22 protein-coding genes and 1 tRNA gene are annotated in these 19,298 nt (G+C 56.1%); 13 read left to right on the plus strand and 10 right to left on the minus strand.

Annotated features, from left to right (window positions below; genetic code table 11):
• Nucleotides 1-209: 209 nt before the first annotated feature.
• Nucleotides 210-1,187: an elongation factor P--(R)-beta-lysine ligase gene (gene epmA / locus SANT_RS18080; protein ID WP_025423649.1), complete on the minus strand. Its 978-nt coding sequence runs from the start codon at nucleotides 1,185-1,187 to the stop codon at nucleotides 210-212.
• Between the two features lie 243 nt (nucleotides 1,188-1,430).
• On the opposite strand from epmA, the gene SANT_RS18085 reads away from it, so the two are divergent.
• Nucleotides 1,431-1,970 carry a lipocalin family protein gene (locus SANT_RS18085; protein ID WP_025423650.1) on the plus strand — a complete coding sequence of 180 codons (540 nt, stop codon included), beginning with the start codon at nucleotides 1,431-1,433 and terminating at the stop codon, nucleotides 1,968-1,970.
• Between the two features lie 627 nt (nucleotides 1,971-2,597).
• Here the strand turns inward: SANT_RS18085 and SANT_RS18090 are convergent.
• From SANT_RS18090 to efp, 3 genes are all read right to left on the minus strand, one after another.
• Nucleotides 2,598-2,729, minus strand: a complete 132-nt coding sequence (locus tag SANT_RS18090) for an entericidin A/B family lipoprotein (RefSeq protein ID WP_025244633.1) — start codon at nucleotides 2,727-2,729, stop codon at nucleotides 2,598-2,600.
• A 107-nt stretch (nucleotides 2,730-2,836) separates the two neighbouring features.
• Nucleotides 2,837-2,959 (minus strand): entericidin A/B family lipoprotein, encoded by a 123-nt coding sequence (locus tag SANT_RS23580; RefSeq protein WP_071882042.1) that lies wholly within the window; start codon nucleotides 2,957-2,959, stop codon nucleotides 2,837-2,839.
• Nucleotides 2,960-3,040: 81 nt separating this feature from the next.
• Nucleotides 3,041-3,607, minus strand: coding sequence for an elongation factor P (gene efp, locus SANT_RS18095; RefSeq protein WP_025423651.1), 567 nt, complete (start codon nucleotides 3,605-3,607; stop codon nucleotides 3,041-3,043).
• 41 nt (nucleotides 3,608-3,648) lie between these two features.
• Here efp and epmB point away from each other — a divergent pair, with 41 nt between their 5' ends.
• A complete protein-coding gene (epmB, locus tag SANT_RS18100; RefSeq protein WP_025423652.1) occupies nucleotides 3,649-4,677 on the plus strand; it encodes an EF-P beta-lysylation protein EpmB in 1,029 nt (342 codons plus the stop codon).
• Nucleotides 4,678-4,839: 162 nt separating this feature from the next.
• Here epmB and SANT_RS18105 read toward each other — a convergent pair whose 3' ends face one another.
• The 4 genes from SANT_RS18105 to SANT_RS18120 form a co-directional block, all read right to left on the minus strand.
• Entirely contained in the window at nucleotides 4,840-5,196 is a 357-nt protein-coding gene (locus SANT_RS18105; RefSeq protein WP_025423653.1) for a DUF4156 domain-containing protein, read from the minus strand.
• Nucleotides 5,197-5,406: 210 nt separating this feature from the next.
• Nucleotides 5,407-7,053, minus strand: coding sequence for a chaperonin GroEL (groL, locus tag SANT_RS18110; RefSeq protein ID WP_025423654.1), 1,647 nt, complete (start codon nucleotides 7,051-7,053; stop codon nucleotides 5,407-5,409).
• Between the two features lie 45 nt (nucleotides 7,054-7,098).
• Entirely contained in the window at nucleotides 7,099-7,392 is a 294-nt protein-coding gene (locus SANT_RS18115) for a co-chaperone GroES (protein WP_025244364.1), read from the minus strand.
• Between the two features lie 220 nt (nucleotides 7,393-7,612).
• Nucleotides 7,613-8,068, minus strand: a complete 456-nt coding sequence (locus SANT_RS18120) for an FxsA family protein (RefSeq protein WP_025423655.1) — start codon at nucleotides 8,066-8,068, stop codon at nucleotides 7,613-7,615.
• Between the two features lie 352 nt (nucleotides 8,069-8,420).
• Here SANT_RS18120 and aspA point away from each other — a divergent pair, with 352 nt between their 5' ends.
• The 5 genes from aspA (at nucleotide 8,421) to SANT_RS18145 (ending at nucleotide 12,837) form a co-directional block, all read left to right on the plus strand.
• A complete protein-coding gene (gene aspA / locus SANT_RS18125; RefSeq protein ID WP_025423656.1) occupies nucleotides 8,421-9,857 on the plus strand; it encodes an aspartate ammonia-lyase in 1,437 nt (478 codons plus the stop codon).
• A gap of 69 nt (nucleotides 9,858-9,926) precedes the next feature.
• On the plus strand, nucleotides 9,927-10,295 hold the full coding sequence (cutA, locus tag SANT_RS18130; RefSeq protein ID WP_025423657.1) for a divalent cation tolerance protein CutA: 369 nt from the start codon (nucleotides 9,927-9,929) through the stop codon (nucleotides 10,293-10,295).
• Entirely contained in the window at nucleotides 10,271-12,037 is a 1,767-nt protein-coding gene (locus SANT_RS18135) for a protein-disulfide reductase DsbD (protein WP_025423658.1), read from the plus strand. Before cutA ends, SANT_RS18135 begins: the two co-directional genes overlap by 25 nt.
• Before the next feature lie 42 nt (nucleotides 12,038-12,079).
• Nucleotides 12,080-12,655 carry a division control transcriptional repressor DicD gene (dicD, locus tag SANT_RS18140; protein ID WP_025423659.1) on the plus strand — a complete coding sequence of 192 codons (576 nt, stop codon included), beginning with the start codon at nucleotides 12,080-12,082 and terminating at the stop codon, nucleotides 12,653-12,655.
• Nucleotides 12,656-12,761: 106 nt separating this feature from the next.
• A tRNA-Phe gene (locus SANT_RS18145) sits at nucleotides 12,762-12,837 on the plus strand.
• A 574-nt stretch (nucleotides 12,838-13,411) separates the two neighbouring features.
• Here SANT_RS18145 and SANT_RS18150 read toward each other — a convergent pair.
• Complete coding sequence (locus SANT_RS18150; RefSeq protein ID WP_025423660.1) at nucleotides 13,412-14,302, minus strand: hemagglutinin repeat-containing protein; 891 nt, start codon at nucleotides 14,300-14,302, stop codon at nucleotides 13,412-13,414.
• A 202-nt stretch (nucleotides 14,303-14,504) separates the two neighbouring features.
• Nucleotides 14,505-14,855, minus strand: a complete 351-nt coding sequence (locus SANT_RS18155; RefSeq protein WP_081730479.1) for an ROK family protein — start codon at nucleotides 14,853-14,855, stop codon at nucleotides 14,505-14,507.
• 849 nt (nucleotides 14,856-15,704) lie between these two features.
• Here SANT_RS18155 and SANT_RS18160 point away from each other — a divergent pair.
• The 6 genes from SANT_RS18160 to SANT_RS18185 all read left to right on the plus strand — a co-directional run bounded on the left by SANT_RS18160 (nucleotide 15,705) and on the right by SANT_RS18185 (nucleotide 19,292).
• Complete coding sequence (locus tag SANT_RS18160; RefSeq protein ID WP_025423662.1) at nucleotides 15,705-16,076, plus strand: YidH family protein; 372 nt, start codon at nucleotides 15,705-15,707, stop codon at nucleotides 16,074-16,076.
• A gap of 13 nt (nucleotides 16,077-16,089) precedes the next feature.
• The gene (locus tag SANT_RS18165) at nucleotides 16,090-16,404 is read left to right on the plus strand and encodes a DUF202 domain-containing protein (RefSeq protein ID WP_071882044.1); all 315 of its coding nucleotides are present in this window, start codon (nucleotides 16,090-16,092) and stop codon (nucleotides 16,402-16,404) included.
• A gap of 101 nt (nucleotides 16,405-16,505) precedes the next feature.
• A complete protein-coding gene (locus SANT_RS18170) occupies nucleotides 16,506-16,721 on the plus strand; it encodes a hypothetical protein (RefSeq protein ID WP_025423664.1) in 216 nt (71 codons plus the stop codon).
• 115 nt (nucleotides 16,722-16,836) lie between these two features.
• Nucleotides 16,837-18,066, plus strand: a complete 1,230-nt coding sequence (locus tag SANT_RS18175; protein WP_025423665.1) for a leucine-rich repeat domain-containing protein — start codon at nucleotides 16,837-16,839, stop codon at nucleotides 18,064-18,066.
• 224 nt (nucleotides 18,067-18,290) lie between these two features.
• Nucleotides 18,291-18,659 carry a diacylglycerol kinase gene (locus tag SANT_RS18180; protein WP_025423666.1) on the plus strand — a complete coding sequence of 123 codons (369 nt, stop codon included), beginning with the start codon at nucleotides 18,291-18,293 and terminating at the stop codon, nucleotides 18,657-18,659.
• A 30-nt stretch (nucleotides 18,660-18,689) separates the two neighbouring features.
• On the plus strand, nucleotides 18,690-19,292 hold the full coding sequence (locus SANT_RS18185; protein ID WP_025423667.1) for an adenylate kinase: 603 nt from the start codon (nucleotides 18,690-18,692) through the stop codon (nucleotides 19,290-19,292).
• Nucleotides 19,293-19,298 lie beyond the last annotated feature (6 nt).

A 19,298-nucleotide genomic window follows, 5' to 3' on the forward strand; every position in this document is an offset into this window, starting at 1 on the left:
GGACGGCTCGCCGTCCTCTATACTGAGCGCGCGGGCGGCGAAACGCATCAGCCGCTCTGCGAGTAAACGGGGCGAAGCCGGACGCGGCACCTGGCGGCGCTAGCGGGCTGTCAGTAACGGCGGTGGTCCCGTCAACACGGGGCGGACAGAACCTGCGATCGCGCCAGTGCCGGCAAAGGCCGTCGGCGCCGGCGCACCAACGGGGGCGCTTAGGCGCGCTCCACCGGAAAGGCGATCACATCACTCAAGCGCTCGGCCTTCAGCGCCAGCATGACCAGTCGATCCACGCCTAACGCCACCCCGGAACACTCCGGCATACCCTGCGCCAGGGCCGCCAGTAAATTTTCATCGATGGGCTGTTCGGTCAGGCTCATCGCCACCCGCTTGCGGTTATCCTGCTCGAAGCGCTGGCGCTGCTCGCGCGCATCGGTTAATTCACGGAAACCATTGGCCAGCTCAATGCCCTTAAAATAGACTTCAAACCGGTCCGCCACCCGATGATCCTCGGTGCTGATTTCCGCCAGCGCAGCCTGAGAAGCGGGAAAATGGTAAACAAAAGCCGGCTTATCGCGCCCGATGTTGGGTTCGACCACCATAGCAAACAGCAATTGCAGCAGGGTATCGCGATCGTCCTCGGCAGAAGTCGCCTCACCGAGATCCCATTTAACCGCCGCCTCATACAACTGCCCTTTGTCCGCCGATAAAGGATCAATACCCACATGTCGGGTAAAGACCTGCTGATAAGAAAGCGTTTCCGCACTGTCGCAATCCAGGATCTGCTGCAGGAGATCGTCAACCTCATTCATCAGGCGGTACATATCATAATGGGGGCGATACCACTCAAGCATGGTAAATTCTGGATTATGATAACGACCGGCTTCCTCATTACGAAAGCTGCGGCAAAGCTGGAATATAGGGCCGCTACCGGCCGCCAGCAGGCGCTTCATGTGATATTCGGGACTGGTCATCAAATACAGCGGCAGACCGCCGGCCGCGCCTGGCCCGATAAAGCGGGTCTGGAATGGAACCAGATGGATATCCGTCACCGTTGCCTGGCTCATGGCCGGCGTTTCTACTTCAAGTAATCCGCGATCGCTAAAAAACCGCCGGATCTGGCCCACAATTGCAGCACGCTTTAACAAATTGGTAATGGGCGCGCTTGGTTGCCAGCTGGCCGAATCGCTCATATTTTTCCCTCCGTTAAACAGGGGATGCAGTCTACCCGTATCTTTGAGCGCAAACAAATATCGCCGTCGCCCTTTTCAACGCCGGCCACGCCTTAAAAAGGGGTGGGTTAGCGCTTTCCATTCTTAATACAACGACCTGTACCGTTTCGCATCAGTCGCCCTCCCCGCTTTTTTTTATCGGGCCGGCTACACATTCGCGGCGGATTACTACACTTATTTCTTTTCCCTAATGGATTATGCGCTATGTCTGCATGGAGAACCTTTTCGCTGCTCATCTCTTCGCTGCTGTCTTTATCCTGTAGCGTATCGCCGCCCGCCGGCGTGCGACCGGTTGAGCCTTTTACCGTCGACCGCTATTTGGGGACCTGGTATGAAATCGCCCGTCTCGATCACCCCTTTGAGCGCGGCCTGGATCATGTTACCGCCCAATACATCCTTCGTTCTGACGGCAGTATCAAGGTCATCAATTCTGGATTCTCCGCCGCCAAACAACGCTGGAAGCAAAGTATCGGAAAGGCGCGTTTTCTTGGCTCGCCGCAGACCGCCTCGCTAAAGGTCTCTTTTTTCGGCCCCTTTTACGGCGGCTATCACGTTATCGCCCTGGATGAAGATTACCGTTATGCGCTGGTTGCCGGACCGAGCCGTGATTATTTGTGGATTTTATCGCGCACACCAACGCTGAACGCACAGGCGAGGCAAGCGCTGCTGCACACCGCCAGGGAACTCAACTTTCCGGTGGACAGCCTGATTTGGGTTAAGCAGGACATGCCGCCGCCGGCATAAGCGTTGTTGGCACCCCCATAGTGAAACGCGTTGACGCTGGCAAGGATGCCGGATGTATAGATACCAATAAGCGAACCTGACGTATTGACGCCGACAACGACAGGGGGTTCATCGGCGCTGGGAATTCAACGAAAATAAGGACACGCTGCGGGAGATTGGACAACAACCAGCAGCCCAAAGCCCACAGGCAACTGGCGGCAGGCAACTGGCGGCAGGCAACTGGCGGCAGGCGGCAGGCGGCAGGCGGCAGGCGGCAGGCGGCAGGCGCAACGGTACACTGTTCGCGCTGGGGGTAAACTGGGAAAACGGCTGACCACTTTGATAACGGTCAGGAAAATCACGATTAACGTCACAAACCAGCGTCAATGAACGTCATCAACCCGCATCAGTGTCAGTGTCAGTGTCAGTGTCAGTGTCAGTGTCAGTGTCAGTGTCAGTGTCAATATGAGCGTGCATAAGAAGACGCGTGGTGAAAGCACAGAGGGGGTGAATATCATACAAAGCAAAGGGATACGGCCAAGCACTTTCTCTGGTCGTACCCCTCGGACATCGCTTGCGCTACATCATCCTAAGCCTTTAGGGGGCGCGGTGCGCAAAGGTGAAGCTCTAATCGCTACCAAATTGCCGTTACTGTGCTGCGCGCTGAATCGCCTCACCCCCCGCAGAGACGTCTTCACCGGCACCACGGGTGGTGTTACACGCGGTCAGGGAAGACAACACCACAACTGATAACAGGGCAATGACAGTTTTTTTCAACATAGTATTATCCTTATAATGAACACCAAACGTGATTCACTATAAGCATAGTTTAACTATCCCGTTTCTGTAGCCAACATGCTCAATTTCAGACTTTTTACGCGCTGAGATCAGCTGGCGACCCGGGAAATGGCCCCGCCGAGATGTTGTACATCTTCGCCGAAGCCGCGGGTGGTGTTACACCCGCTTAAAGTCGTTAATGCCAGAACGGCGAGCAACAATAGCTTGGTCATTTTTGCCAACCAGGTTCCAAAAATCCACGAATGCCAAAAGTCAGCTACCGCCGCCTCTGGGACGGCGTTTCCCGTAACGCGTTATTTAACCCGGGAGACATACTCGCCGGAGCGCGTATCGACTTTAATCACTTCACCAATCTGAACGAACAGCGGTACTTTCACCACCGCGCCGGTGGTCAACGTGGCGGGTTTGCCGCCGGTGCCGGCGGTATCGCCTTTGAGGCCCGGATCGGTTTCGGTGATTTCCAGCTCCACGAAGTTAGGCGGCGTCACGGCAATCGGCTGGCCGTTCCACAATGTCAGCACGCATTCGGCCTGTTCGACCAGCCATTTGGCGTTGTCGCCGACGGCTTTAGCATCGGCGGCCAGCTGTTCAAAGTTTTCATTATTCATGAAATGCCAAAACTCACCGTCGTTGTACAGGTAAGTCAGGTTGATATCCATCACATCGGCGGCTTCCACCGAGTCACCGGATTTGAAGGTTTTTTCCAGCACTTTGCCGGAAACCAGCTTGCGCAGACGGACCCGGTTGAACGCCTGGCCTTTGCCGGGCTTCACGAATTCATTCTCAATGATCGCGCACGGCTCGCCATCAAGCATGATTTTAAGACCGGAACGGAATTCATTGGTACTATAAGACGCCATGGTGGTCCTCTTAAATATAAACTTGGTAATTAAGCCAAAAAATGGCACATATTATAACCCGAAATACGCCCGCTAGAGAAGAATGGTTACATCAACTTGCCGATGTCATCACCGACCCCGTGCAACTCCTAGAGCACCTTGGGCTCGAGCAACACCCTGACCTGCGCGAGGGCGCCGAGGCGCGACGCCTGTTCCCGTTTCGCGTTCCCCGCGCTTTTGCGGCGCGCATGGTGCCGGGCGACCCAAACGATCCGCTCTTGCGCCAGGTGATTACGGCACGTGAGGAATTCGATCGAGCGCCGGGATTCAGCACCGATCCGCTGGACGAACAGCACAGCGTAGTGCCCGGCCTGCTGCATAAATACCAAAACCGCGCGCTGCTGCTGGTGAAAGGCGGCTGCGCGGTCAATTGCCGCTACTGTTTTCGGCGCCATTTTCCCTACCAGGAAAATCAGGGCAACAAAACGAATTGGCTGCGCGCCGTGGCCTATATCCGGCAGCATCCTGAACTGAATGAGATCATTCTTTCCGGCGGCGACCCGTTAATGGCTAAGGATCATGAGCTGGATGAGCTGATTTGTCTGTTGGAAGAGATCCCCCACCTGACCACCCTACGCATTCACAGCAGGCTGCCGGTCGTCATCCCGGCACGTATTACCGCGCGTCTTTGCCAGCGGCTGGCCGGCTGCCGACTGAAGGTGGTGCTAGTGACCCACATCAACCACGCCCGCGAAATCGATGCCGCCGTGTGCGACAGTATGACACGGTTGCGCAATGCGCGGGTGACATTACTCAACCAAAGCGTACTGCTGCGCGGCGTCAATGACAACGCGGCTACGCTGGCCGCGCTCAGTGAAACGCTTTTCGCCGCCGGCATTTTGCCCTATTACCTGCATGTGCTGGATAGGGTACAGGGGGCTGCGCATTTTATGGTGCAGGATACCCAAGCACGAGAGATTATGCGGCAACTGCTGGAGAAAGTATCAGGCTATCTGGTGCCGCGGCTGGCGCGGGAAATCGGCGGCGAGCGCAGCAAGACACCGCTGGATCTGGGACTGCGGCAACGCTAACGGCATTGGCTGCCCAGCGGCTACGCGCCAGAGTGGCAAGAATGGCCCCCAGCCTGGCGTTTGTGGCTGCCCGGAGAGGGCGCGCCATGGCCCGCTGTCTGCCGGCGGTAAACGGTCTCTACCGTGGCCGCCGGGCAGATCAGCAGCTCGGGCTTTACGGCTTCACGGACAGTTATACACCTGGCCCTGGATCTTACTGTCCAGCGGTACAAAGCTCGCCAGGTAGGTTTCTTTTTTACTGACCGGGCTGGTGGCACCGTAGATAACGTTGCCGCCCATTGCGGCCGCGCGGTTCCTCAAATCATTCGCGGCCCCACGCATGGCGCTATTTTCGCCGTTCTGGCCGGAAAACCAGTTACTCTGAGTACCGGTAAGCTCGCCCAAAAGGCGGCATTCGCTGCCGGGCTGGGTATCGGTGAAACGCACCGATTGGCCGGCTGCCGTTAAATCATGCGTACTGCTGCATCCCGCCACCAACAGACTGCCGGCACAAAGCATCATTAAGAATTTGGTCCGCATCTTTTTCCTCATGAATTCCTGAAGGGTATGGCAAATTTGCTGTGCGCGCCACGCTCCCCGCTGGCGCGGCCGGCCCGTTTTATCCGGCGGCCCGTCCTGTGGACGCCCTGAATTTATACCCTAAATCCCGCTTGGTTGATAATTTTTTACCAAAAAAACAAAAACCCCCGGCAAGCCGGGGGTTTCAACGCCATTAGCGATACGGGGGGATTACATCATACCGCCCATGCCGCCCATGCCGCCCATGCCGCCTGCGCCGCCCAGGTCAGGTTTGTCTTCCTTCGGCAGGTCGGTCACCATACATTCGGTGGTGATCATCAGACCGGCGATGGAGGCCGCATACTGCAGCGCGGAGCGGGTTACCTTGGTCGGATCCAGGATACCCATGTCGATCATGTTGCCGTACTCTTCAGTCGCCGCGTTGTAACCGGTATTACCTTCACCCGCTTTCACCTTATTGGCGATAACGGACGGCTCTTCACCGGCGTTAGCGACGATCTGACGCAGCGGCGCTTCCATCGCGCGACGCGCAACTTTGATGCCGACGTTCTGATCTTCATTGTCGCCACGCAGTTCAGCAATGCTGTTGGCTACGCGAATCAGCGCCACGCCGCCGCCGGCGACCACGCCTTCTTCCACTGCGGCGCGGGTAGCGTGCAGGGCGTCTTCAACGCGGGCTTTCTTCTCTTTCATTTCGACTTCGGTAGCGGCACCTACTTTGATAACCGCAACGCCGCCAGCCAGTTTGGCCACGCGCTCTTGCAGTTTTTCACGATCGTAATCGGAGGTGGCTTCGTCACGCTGCTGGTTGATTTGCGTAACGCGGCTATCGATAAGGGCCTTGTCGCCCACGCCGTCGATGATGGTGGTGGTGTCTTTGGTAATAACAACACGCTTGGCCTGCCCCATATCTTCCAGGGTAGCTTTTTCCAGCTCAAGGCCGATTTCTTCGGAAATAACGGTACCCGCGGTCAGGATAGCGATATCCTGCAGCATGGCCTTACGGCGATCGCCGAAGCCCGGCGCCTTCACGGCGGCGACTTTAACGATACCGCGCATGGTGTTTACCACAAGCGTAGCCAGCGCTTCGCCTTCAACATCTTCAGCAATAATCAGCAGCGGTTTGCCTGCTTTGGCAACGGCTTCCAGCACCGGCAGCATTTCGCGGATATTAGAGATTTTCTTGTCGGCAAGCAGAATGAACGGGCTTTCCAGTTCAACGGCGCCGGTTTCCGGCTTGTTGACAAAATAGGGGGAGAGATAACCACGATCGAACTGCATCCCTTCAACCACGTCCAGCTCATCCTGCAGACCGGAACCCTCTTCCACGGTGATGACGCCTTCTTTGCCGACTTTCGCCATGGCTTCAGCAATCAGGGTGCCGACGGTTTCGTCGGAGTTGGCGGAGATAGTACCCACCTGAGCGATCGCTTTGGAATCGGAGCAAGGTACGGACAGTTTTTTCAGCTCTTCTACAGCGGCGATAACGGCTTTATCGATACCGCGCTTGAGGTCCATCGGGTTCATGCCGGCGGCCACGGCTTTCAGGCCTTCGTTAACGATAGACTGAGCCAGCACGGTCGCGGTGGTGGTGCCGTCGCCTGCAGCGTCATTGGCTTTAGAGGCAACTTCTTTCACCATCTGGGCGCCCATGTTCTCGAATTTATCTTCCAGTTCGATTTCACGTGCAACTGATACGCCGTCTTTGGTGATGACCGGCGCGCCGAAGGATTTGTCCAGCACTACGTTGCGGCCTTTAGGACCCAGGGTCACTTTTACCGCGTCGGCCAGAACATTTACGCCGCGAAGCATTTTTACGCGAGCGTCGTTACCGAATTTTACGTCTTTAGCTGCCATTTCGATTTCCCTTAAATTCGTTCAGTTCAGATGATTACGCGCGGATTACTGCTCAACGATAGCCAGAATGTCGCTTTCGGACATAATCAGCACTTCATCGTTGTCGATTTTCTCAGCCTTCACGCCATATCCGTCATTGAAAATCACGATGTCGCCAACTTTCACGTCCAGCGCTTTCACTTCGCCGTTTTCCAGAATACGGCCGTGGCCCACAGCCAGTACTTCACCGCGAGTGGACTTGCCCGCTGCAGAACCGGTCAGCACGATGCCGCCCGCAGACTTGGCTTCAACTTCTTTACGCTTGACGATAACGCGATCATGTAATGGACGAATTTTCATTGATAGCTCCCCTTGAGAAAGTCCGTATCAGTTTTTTTGGGATGAATGCCCGGCATGATGCTATGCCCGGCCTCGTGGTGAATAAGATGGGGGCGTTCAGAGAAGCTTCAAGGGGGAAAAAAAAAAATTTTTCACTTAAGCGAGGGAATTTTAGCCATAATAAATTTAACGTTAATTTAATCAACAGGTTACATGTTATCACCCCACCCTTTTTTTTTACCTATTTTTCATCGTCACGCCGGTCGTTTAATCTGTCGTGAGGAAGATCATGACGGCGGTACTCGCCCTCAAAGGTCTCACCGCCGGCGCCGGGACCGCGCTGAAAACGCAAATAAGGCAGCAGGCGCAGCGTCAACAGATTCTGTATCGGCGGCAATAACAGTAGCAGACCGAGGAAATCAGTGAAAAAACCGGGCAGCAGCAGCAGAAATCCCGCGAGCGACAGCGAGACGCTTTTGATCATCTCGCCGGCGGGACTCTCACCGCGGGCCAGTTTGATCTGCATTTGCCCCAGAATACGCAGCCCCTGGGCCCGTACCAGCGATACACCGATAAATGACGTCGCGATCACCAGCAGTAACGTTGCCAGTACGCCAAGCACGTGGGCGACCTGGATGAAAAGGGAAATCTCAATGTAGGTGATGATAAAAATGATTAATAACGGGATCCAACGCACCGAATTCTCCTGTGTTATCGATTGCCGTCGCGAGAGGTTCCGCCCAAAGCGATAAAATTCGCCACCGCAAAAAATGCGCCTTGTTGCCGGCTGGTCTTAATGTAATGGTATCCCTTAAGACAATTTTCAAGCGATACGCCGAGTCGTGGCCTGCCAGCGCCCTTCACCTCCCGCGCTAACTGGTTAAATAAAAACGATTAACTAAGCGTGATCGGCTTAATGGTCTTGTCTTAATGACAGAATATAATGGCAAAAATAAAAACAACGTCAGTTTAAGACACTATATAGAGTAGATATTAACCCATTTTCTTTTAACATTAATGATAAAGACCGACAATTACAAGGAAGACGCATGTCAACCCTCATCCGTATAGAAGAAGACCTGCTCGGCACCCGTGAAGTGCCGGCCGACGCCTATTATGGCATTCATACCCTGCGCGCCAGTGAAAATTTCTACATCAGCAATACGCGTATCAGCGATATTCCCGAGCTGGTACGCGGTATGGTGATGGTCAAAAAAGCCGCCGCATTGGCCAATAAAGAACTTAAGACGCTACCGCGGGATATCGCCGATATCATCGCCCGCGCCTGTGATGAAGTTCTGGTCCGGGGCCGCTGCATGGATCAGTTTCCGGTGGATGTATTTCAGGGTGGCGCCGGCACCTCCGTTAATATGAATACCAATGAAGTGCTGGCAAATATCGGCCTGGAGCTGATGGGGCACCAAAAAGGGGAATACCAATTCCTTAATCCCAACGATCACCTCAACTTATGTCAGTCCACCAATGACGCCTACCCCACCGGTTTCCGCCTGGCGGTCTATCACGCGCTCCAGCGCTTGGTGGAAGCGATAGATTATCTGGGGGCGGGTTTTGAGAAAAAAGCGCAGCAATTCAACGGCATTCTCAAAATGGGCAGAACCCAGTTGCAGGACGCGGTTCCAATGACGCTCGGCCAGGAGTTCCACGCCTTTAACGTGCTGCTAAAGGAAGAGAACAAAAACCTGCTGCGCACCGCGCAATTGCTGCTGGAGGTGAACCTCGGCGCGACCGCTATCGGTACCCGCCTGAACACCCCTGAAGGGTACCAGACGCTGGCGGTGGAGAAGCTGGCGGAGATAAGCGGGCTGCCCTGCATCCCGGCCGAAGATTTGATTGAGGCCACCTCCGACTGCGGCGCCTACGTCATGGTCCACAGCGCGCTGAAACGCCTGGCGGTGAAACTGTCCAAGATATGCAACGACCTGCGGCTGCTGTCTTCTGGCCCGCGAGCCGGCTTGAATGAGATCAATTTGCCCGAACTGCAGGCGGGATCGTCTATCATGCCCGCCAAGGTCAACCCCGTGCTGCCGGAGGTGGTAAATCAGGTGTGCTTCAAGGTGATCGGCAACGATACCTGCATCACCATGGCGGCGGAAGCGGGGCAGTTGCAGTTAAACGTCATGGAACCGGTTATCGGCCAGGCCATGTTCGAGTCGATGCATATTCTTACCAATGCCTGTTTCAATCTACAGGACAAATGCATTGGCGGGATTACCGCCAACCAGGCTATTTGCGAACAATATGTTTTTAATTCCATCGGTATCGTGACCTATCTTAACCCGTTTATCGGCCACCACAACGGCGATATCGTCGGTAAAATCTGTGCCGAGACCGGTAAAAGCGTGCGCGAGGTCGTGCTCGAGCGCGGCCTGCTCACCGCGGCGCAACTGGATGATATCTTCTCGCTGCAAAACCTGATGCATCCAGAATACAAAGCCAAACGCTATCCTGACGATACCCCGTCCTGACCCTGCACTGTCGCCGGCGGCGCGAACAGGCTATAATGCCCGCCGGCGTTTTCCACACAGGGGGTGATAATGGCAGATAACCCAGACGGCAAGCCGGAAGGCGTTCTCCCACAGCCCGACGATGCCGGATTGTGTATCATTCTTTGCACCGCGCCCGACGACGCCTGCGCCCGCGCCATCGCCCAGCGCTTATTGGCCGGCAACCTCGCCGCGTGCGTCACGCTATTGCCTGGCGCCACGTCGCTTTACTACTGGCAGGGGGCGCTTGAACAACAGGCCGAGGTGCAACTGCTTATCAAAAGCCACATGGCCCTGCGGCAGGCGGTATTCACGCACATCAAAGCCCATCACCCTTATCAAACCCCGGAGTTATTGGTACTGCCCGTCACCGGCGGCGACCCCGATTATCTATCATGGCTCAACGACTCTTTACGCTGATCTTGCTGGCGTGGCTGGCATGCCTGCCGCCGTCGCCCGCCCAGGCCGCCTTGTTCGGCAATACTCACGGCAACCAGTTCATTCCGGTGGATCAGGCGTTCCGCTTTGATTTTCGTCAGCAGGGATCGCAATTGACGCTGAGCTGGGACGTCCATCCCGGCTACTACTTATACCGTCAGCAGATCCGGCTGGAGCCGGTAAACGCCACCCTCGGCGCCTTCACGCTGCCCGCCGGCAGCCGTCATCACGATGAGTTTTACGGCGATGTGGCGATCTACCGCGATGACCTGCACATCACGCTGCCGCTGACGCAGGCGCAAAACGACAGCCAGCTGCGGGTCAGTTGGCAAGGCTGCGCGGAAGCGGGCTTTTGCTACCCGCCGGAAACCCAGGTCATTCCGTTATCAGCCGTCGTGGCGGCGCCGGCTGACGCGAAAGCCCCCGGCAGCGCCGCCCTCGTCCCGACACCTTCGCCCGCGATCGGCCAGGGAATGATAACCCCAGCGCCTCCGCCCCAAAGCGACAGAGTGCCGTTTTCGCCGCTGTGGGCACTGCTTATTGGCATCGGTATCGCCTTCACGCCCTGCGTGCTGCCGATGTATCCGCTGATTTCCGCCGTCATTCTCGGCAATCGCGTGCGGCTTAGCGCCGCCCGGGTACTCCTGTTGGCGGTGGTCTACGTTATGGGGATGGCCATTACCTATACCCTGCTGGGCGTGGCGGTGGCGGCCGCCGGCCTGCAATTCCAGGCGGCGCTGCAACAGCCCGCGCTGCTGATTGGACTTGCCGTGCTGTTTTTCCTGCTGGCGTTGTCGATGTTCGGCGTGTTTACCCTGCAACTCCCCCCGGCGCTACAGACCCGCCTGACGCTTTGGAGCAACCGCCAGCGTCAAGGCACCTTACCCGGCGTCTTTATCATGGGCGCGCTGGCGGGCCTGTTTTGCTCCCCCTGCACCACCGCGCCCCTGAGCGCCATTTTGCTGTACATCGCCCAAAGCGGTAATCTGTGGTTCGGCGGTTTCACGCTGTGGCTGTATGCGGTAGGCATGGGTATTCCGTTGGTGCTGGTCGCGCTGTTCGGCCATCGAATGCTGCCCAAAAGCGGCCCCTGGATGCAACAGGTCAAACAGGGGTTCGGTTTCGTTATCCTGGCGCTGCCGGTATTCTTGCTGGAGCGCATCCTGGGCGATAACTGGGGGGCGCGGCTATGGAGCCTCCTGGCGGTCGCGTTTTTCGGCTGGGGATTTATGCTATGCCTGCAGGCCCGCGGCCGCGGCCGCCTGCTGGCGGTGCTGCTGCTTGGCCTGACGCTGATAAGCGCGCGGCCGCTGCAGGATTGGCTATGGGGAGCGCCCTCCGGCACGCCGTTGGCCACCGGCGCGGCGCCGGCGTTCCAGCCGGTGCAAACGCTTGAGCAAATCACGCGGGCGCTAAATGCCGCCCCCGGAAAGCCGGTGATGCTGGATGTGTACGCCGATTGGTGCGTGGCCTGTAAAGAGTTCGATAAATACACCTTCAGCGATCCCGCCGTGGCCGAGCAAATGCATCGCCTGACTCTGCTTCAGGCGGATGTTACCGCTAATGCGCCCGCGCAAAAAATGCTGCTCAGCCAGCTGCAGGTGATGGGGCTGCCGACAATTTTGTTTTTCGATAGCCGCGGCAACGAAATCCCCGGCTCGCGGGTAACCGGTTTTATGAACGCGGCGGATTTTGCGCAGCATTTGCGGAAACTGGCGCCGTGAGCGACACTCAGCAAGGCAACCGCCGGTTAACCAGGAGGAAATGTGCAACGAGAACATATACGGGACCGGGCGCTGAGCCTGCTTGAGCAACGGGGTTTCGCGCGGGTATCACTGCCGATGCTGGCCGATGAGCTGGCGCTGCCGCTAGCGCAGTTGAGCGTCTACTGGCCGGATCGCGAGGCGCTGCATTATGACTGCTTGCGCTACCATGCCGGCCAAGTGGACGAATGGCGCAACCGCGTACGCCAAGATGATGCGCTGGATGCGCAGCAAAAATTGCTGGCGCGTTATCAGATCTTGGCGGAGCACGTTGAGCAACGGCGTTATCCTGGCTGCCTGTTTATCGCCGCCTGCAGCTTTTATCCCGAAACGGCGCACCCCATCCATCAACTGGCGGACCAGCAAAAACAGGCGTCCTATCGCTACACCCGGGCGCTACTGGTAGAGCTTGAGGCTGACGATCCGACCATGGTCGCCCAGCAAATGGAGCTGGTGTTGGAGGGCTGCTTGAGCAAACTGCTGGTCAAACACAACGCACAGGATGTAGCGGTAGCGCGCCGTCTGGCGGAAGATATTTTACGTCTGGCGCTGTGCCGGAAAAACGGCGCTTTGAGTTGAATTTTCCGCGTTTTGCCTGAAAACTCAGCAATTGACGACGGTTTCACGTAATTCTCGGATAAACCCGTTGACGAAATCGAGCCAATACGGTTTAATGCGGCCCGTTGCCCGGATAGCTCAGTCGGTAGAGCAGGGGATTGAAAATCCCCGTGTCCTTGGTTCGATTCCGAGTCCGGGCACCATTCATCTGCATCAAAGCACGCTGGTTAAGAGAGAAGAACCTTAACGGGCGGTTAATACAGGGGCCGGTCGTCACGGAATGTATTCCGGTGTAGGCAGGTCTGGAACTGGCTAACGTCTCTGAATCAGTCCCTCAAGGAAGGGAGTCTGTGTCAGCGGGTTCCTTACTCTTAAGCGCTGGCAATAATTCAAGTCAATCAATTTGTGTCAATAGTTGTAGTTCCCTTTCTACACAAAAATCTGTGTGCATCAACAATTTTTCTTTCAGTGTTTTGCCCATATTGTCCATTTAACTACAGGCCAGAAGTGTCCAGGATCCTAAGGACAGTCCATCAACACGAGGGTGTTATTCTGCACCAGAAAAAAACTGATCAGCACAAAAATCACTAAAAAAAAATGACAGTGTATTTGATTCTATTTTCCAGATTTCTTTTTTTGTTTCAGCTTAATTCACCCCATCAATTCGTTAATTTTATTGAAGAAAAAAACCGCAGCCTACCGGCATTAACTGGCGGGCAGATTAAAAGGAAAATAAAATTTTTAGTCAGATAGTGCTGGCCTGAGACTTATATTTCCCTATTTTAAAATACTCTTATCCGAAAGACTGTTCTTTTTATCCAACGCGGCGATTTCCGTACTCATTTGCTTATATACGATGGCAACAATTTCACGTACAGGTTGTAAGGCAGCCAGCCGGCTGTCGCTCTCATTTCTGGCCTGCTGCGCCGAGCTGACGGCGGGGTTGAACGAACTGCCCGCCGTGATGCTGACGTTGCCCTGACTGCTGCCGACGGTGCTAACGCTCAGGCTTTGCGTGGTCCCCTTTTCGTCTACCTGATGACGGCTCGACTGGCTGCCGAGGGTAAAGCCAATGCCTCCGCTGCCCAGCAAGCCACTCTTTTTCTTCTCCTCGAGCAGAAAGTGCGTCTCGCTTTCGGTGGCGGCAATGATATCGACGTTATTACCCGCCTGAAGGCTGATGTCTCGGTCGGCGGCGAGGGCTGAACCTTTCACCGTCAAGTCATTGCCGGCGGTAACGGTGACGCGCTCCCCGCTGAGCAGCGCGCCCCTCTCGCGTATGCTACGGTCGTTGGTCACGGTGAGGCTGCTGCTTTTGCTCAAGAACCCTTTGCTGTTTGACCGCTCGACACTGTTTTGCGACTCGCGCTCGGTGGCGCTGTCGAGTATGACGTCTTTTTTCGCCCGCAGCCCGATGGCGCCCTGCTCACTGTGAAGAACGCTGCCGGTGACCGTGATGTCGCCCTCGCGACCCACAATCGTGACACCCTGTTGCCCGCTAAAAGTGCTGCCCGTGCTGATCTCACGGCTAGACACCTCTCCCCAGGGCACCCTCCCGCGGCGTGCCATGTCAGTGAAACGGTCAAGCGTGCGATCGCCAGCCCACAGCGCTGACGACTCCAGTCTGATGGGCCGCGCCTTCGGCAGGACGGTGTCTGCGTCGGGCATCAGCTTATATCTCACTCGCCTTAAGGCAAACTCTCACGGCTTTCGCCGTCAGGGTCTCACCGACAGGCCGGCTCCCCAGCGCCTGCTGCTGTGTCTTCCGTGCCGAAAGGCGGGAGACAGTCAAGGCACTGACATCATCACCAACGTCTCGGCCTTAAAAAACGCGTATCACGACCGATAATGCCTTGCCGGGACGCTCCTGCTATGGCGCAAGCAATGTTGGACGGGCGCATATCGGTCGATGATACCGATCGACGATATGCGTGATGGCTAAATCCCGCGCCAACAAACATGCTCCCACGACCGTGGCCTCCGGCCCCATTTGGGAGACCTCGATGCGCGTGTCCTGATTTCGTAGACTAAACTCGTCCATAATCCGTTGAGCGAAGGGCTGATTTTGCGACAGGCCGCCCCCCAGGATCAAAATGCTGGGGTCGAGGATCGTCGCGGCGGTGGCGGCGATGCGGCCAAGGGCGACGCCGTGCTCGTCCATCAGCGCCTGCGCCTGTTCATGTCCCGCGGCGGCCAGCGAAAATAGCGCCTGCGGCGACAGCGGTTGGCTACCCCTATATGATCATGCCGGACCATGTCCCGACCATCGGCGGCCGAGACCCGTTAGGCGTCGCCTTCAGCTTTTGCTACGGTTATATCGCCGCGCTGCTGGAAGCCATGGAGGCGGGGCATTTGTAGGCGCGGGCCTGGGCCTGACGCCGGCCGCCGCCATGGCTGAGAAGACATCAGGATCAATCGGAAGGGAGGTCCTGATACCCTACGGGAAAGAGGGCATTTCAGATCCCCCTTTCCTTTGCCGCTCCACGTATTATTCCCACCCTCCGTCCTTACTTAGAACCTTATCCGCGCCTGGCTTTCCCCCCGATGATCTTCACTGCGCTGCATGAAATGCCTCAGGCCCTGGTACAGCAAAGGCGCCGCTTGCCGCGGGTACAAGATCGGTTGTGGTTAAGAAGGCATAGCTTCCTTAAGCGCACCCACCCGAATAAGGAACGGCCGCGCCCCTATCAGCAAGAACGCGCCAACGGGGAACCAAGAGCCGGGAGTTTGTCAAATTCTGTACCTTAGGTTATTGGAACCTCGCGCGTCGCAGCTGTCAGTCGTAGCCGCTCATGGTAAGATGAATCGTGTCGGCCAGAAACTGAAAGCGTTTGCCGCTTGTTGCAACCTCTCCTTTGCGCGGCGGATTCACCCCGCGGGGGCCCCAGCCGGCGTCAGCGAGTGCTGCCGGGGCGCCTACGGCATACGGTATGAAATCCTGCGTTTACGCCCCCACGGCTGAGTGGCTTGTGAGCCATGTTACGGGCGAAGCAGAACGTTTGCTGAAGGCTTGGTCGATTGATGCACGACATGAACGTCGCACGATTTTACTTTTTATCAGGGCGGAAGCATGCAAGAACCGGTAGAAAAAAGTGAGTTGAAATGGTGGCAGCAAGGAAAACGTCCCGATTATCGTTTTTCACTGGCCAATGAAAGAACCTTTCTCGCCTGGATCCGCACTGCCCTGGCGCTTCTTGCCGGCGCGGTGGGACTGGAACAGTTTACCGCTCATTTCGATTCGTCCCGGACCAGCCATATTCTCTCATTTTCCCTTGCCATCGGTGCCGGTTTACTGGGTGGCCTGGCCTGGTATCGCTGGAAAGAAAATGAAAAAGCGATGCGCACGGACCGCGATATGCCCTATTCAAAGCTACTTATTGCGCTCTCGTTATACCTGCTGTTTATTGTCTTGGTATTTATCTATTTGACCTTTATTGACTGAACGAGGCCAACTGATGCGGGACCCTGGTTTACAACCCGAGAGAACCTCACTGGCGTGGGCCAGGACAAACTTTCTTCTTTTTGTGGTTGCCCTGCTTTTCATACGGGAAGCCATTTTGTACGATAAATATCTTTATGCCCTGGCCGCGGTGATATTATGTTTCATCGGCAGCAGTAATTTTATTATCAACAAAGTGTCCGCTTTTTATCCCTGCCCGGATACCCTGGGCAACTATCCGGTACGCTATTTTATGATCCTGGCCTATAGCGCCTCGGTCGTTTTGGCAAGCCTGCTATTTCTGGTGGACTTTCTATCTGATGGGCATTAACGCCTGCCGCAGGCTTAAACGCGAGTCGCCCTTAGGGCCGTGAAAATGGCGGCAACCGCGCCGGCCGAGCTGTTCCCTGACGCGTCAGACAGGGATCGCGGATGGCCGCCTACGGCGCAGGACCAACCTCGCTAACGCTCGATTGCCAAGGACCTCCGCTGCAATTCGCGCCGCGCTTGATTCAGCTTCGCTTTGCGCTTTACGTTGCTGCAAAACATACCATGAGTTATTTACCCGCGGCCGAATCAAAGGCCGGTTTTTTAAAGTGTGGTGCGCACCATTATGGCATTCTCGCCACCTTGCCATTATTAACCTGACCTGTTTTCTACGGATCTCCTCCCAGCAGGTCAAGGCTAATCAATATTGACTTTTGGCGAACATCCCTTGCTAACACCTATTTGCACTCATGCCAAACCAGGGAGTCATCATTGTATGAATAGTAGTGCTCTACGACCTTATCATGCCTGTTACCCCCATTATACTTCCTACTCGTTTGCGGACGTCCCGGTAAGCCGGCCGCCCCGCCTTACCGTCGCCGAAGAAGCTTCGGGACGGCGTCAGGAAGATTATCATTTAATCTGGGAGACCTGGATGAATAACGCGCCGCCAGGCTCGCTGGAGCATCGCGCTATCGCCTGCGAAAGAATGAAAAATTGTTTGGCCAACAATGACCATGAGCTGTATTTAACAGAAATGAATTTGTCCTCGCTTCCCTCCCCGCTACCGCCGTGCATAAAGCTACATCTTTCCGACAATCGCTTAGAAATATTGCCCGAATTGCCTCCTGAATTGGAGTATTTAGACGCCAGCAATAATCAACTTAGGGAATTACCCGTGAATTTGCCGCCACAGTTGACCTTTCTGCTGGTGGATTATAATCAGTTGGAAGCGCTGCCCGAAAATTTGCCTGATAGACTGAAAATACTGCTGGCCTGCAATAATAGCCTGACAGCCCTACCGGAAAGGCTGCCCGCGGGCATGCTAACGTTAAAAGTCTGCAATAATTGCCTCAGCGCGCTGCCCGCGGTGCTGCCCACGCAATTAACGCATTTGGCCGTCGACGCTAACAGATTATCTACGCTGCCGAACGTTTTACCGCCGAGGTTGATTACCTTGAGCGCCAATTTCAATAACCTTCAGTCGTTGCCGAATATGTTGCATACCGCCATTGCCACATTGCTCATCAGCAACAATTGGCTGGGGAAGCTTGACGACGCGCTACCGAAAGACATCCTGTTCCTCGACGCGAGTTTCAACCAATTAACGCGTCTGCCGGACACCCTTGGCGAAAAGCAACCCAGACTGATGTTTCTTAATCTGAGCAACAATTCGCTGACCTCATTGCCGGCTTGCCTGCCAGCGGGACTGACCCAAATTTATCTTGGCCATAATCAGCTTACCGCGTTGCCCCCTTGTCTGCCCGAGACGCTGGTTTATCTCCAGGTAAGAAATAATTTATTGCGCACGCTGCCGGCCAGCCTGCCTGCAGGTCTCGCGCGGTTGCAGGCGGAGAACAATCAGTTGGTCTCCCTACCGGAGACATTACCCGCCAGTTTAACTCACCTCACTCTGACCAATAATCAACTTACCGCATTGCCAAAAACGCTGCTGACGGGCCTGGCGTATCTCAACGTAGATAATAATCCGCTGCCCTCTTGTTAGGTCGTGTTGCCTAAACCCAATCGCCGTTGGCGGTTGTGCCGCATGCTCGTTGGCGCGCACGCGTCGGTTACTGACACCGTCCCTGGCATACGGCGCGCGCGCTATCTGTTATCATAAAGCCCATTAGCCGGCCCTGATCTTTACATCGCCCTGCCGGTAAACCGTCGTTCTGCCGCCAGCGCCGTTTTGCCTGCGACGACATGACGCCGCTATCACGGAGCATTATGAACAACAAACATACCGGCCTGATGCGCCTGTCGCGAGCCACTGTCTATTCGGTCCAGGGCATTCGCGCCGCCTGGCGCCATGAGGCGGCCTTTCGTCAGGAAATCGTCCTCGGCGCACTCGCCATTGCCGTCGCCTGCTGGCTGGATATTGATGCCATCAGCCGGTTACTATTAATCCTTCCCGTCATCTTGGTGGCGGTGGTGGAATTGCTTAATAGCGCCATCGAAGCGCTAATCGATCGGGTGAGTCCAGAACGGCATCCGCTGGCCGGACGCGCAAAAGATATGGGATCAGCTGCGGTCTTGATGGCGATAGTGCTGGCCGCGACCAGCTGGCTTACCCTATTATGGCACCATTATGGCTGATTTCTCGGCCTGGCGCGTCAGGAGCGACGGATGAAAATTAATGTTGTCGGCACCAGCGGCAGCGGCAAATCCACCTTTTCCCGCCGTCTGGCGGCGCAGCTGGCGATCCCGTATATAGAAATGGACGCGCTGTTCTGGCAACCGAATTGGACCCCAAGCAGCGATGCGGCGTTTTTTGCCCGCCTAGAACAGGCTTTGGCGCAGGCGCATTGGGTGCTGGACGGCAACTATCATCGCAGTTGCGGGATAAAATGGCGGCAGGCGCAGATGATCGTTTGGCTGGATTACAGCCTGACGCGCACCCTATGGCAGGCCACCGCTCGCGCCTGGCGCCGCAGTTGGCGGCAGCAGGAGATTTGGCCCGGTACCGGCAACCGGGAGAGTCTTCGGCGATCCTTTCTCAGCCGCGAATCCGTGGTGCTTTGGACGCTAAAAACCTACCGCAGCAACCGCCGGCGCTACCTGGCGATTCAGCAAGACCCACGCTATCGGCACGTGCAGTTTGTCCCGCTGCGCTCACCGCGCCACGCGGAGCGCTTTCTAAGTCAGCTGACCGCCAGCGTGAGCGGCCAGCCCTTGAGCGCCGCCGCCGATGGACGCGATAGCGCCGCCGGCGGCGAGACCGACCAGTAGGACAGC

This window comes from Sodalis praecaptivus, from assembly GCF_000517425.1.
Classification (GTDB): Bacteria; Pseudomonadota; Gammaproteobacteria; order Enterobacterales; family Enterobacteriaceae; genus Sodalis_A; species Sodalis_A praecaptivus.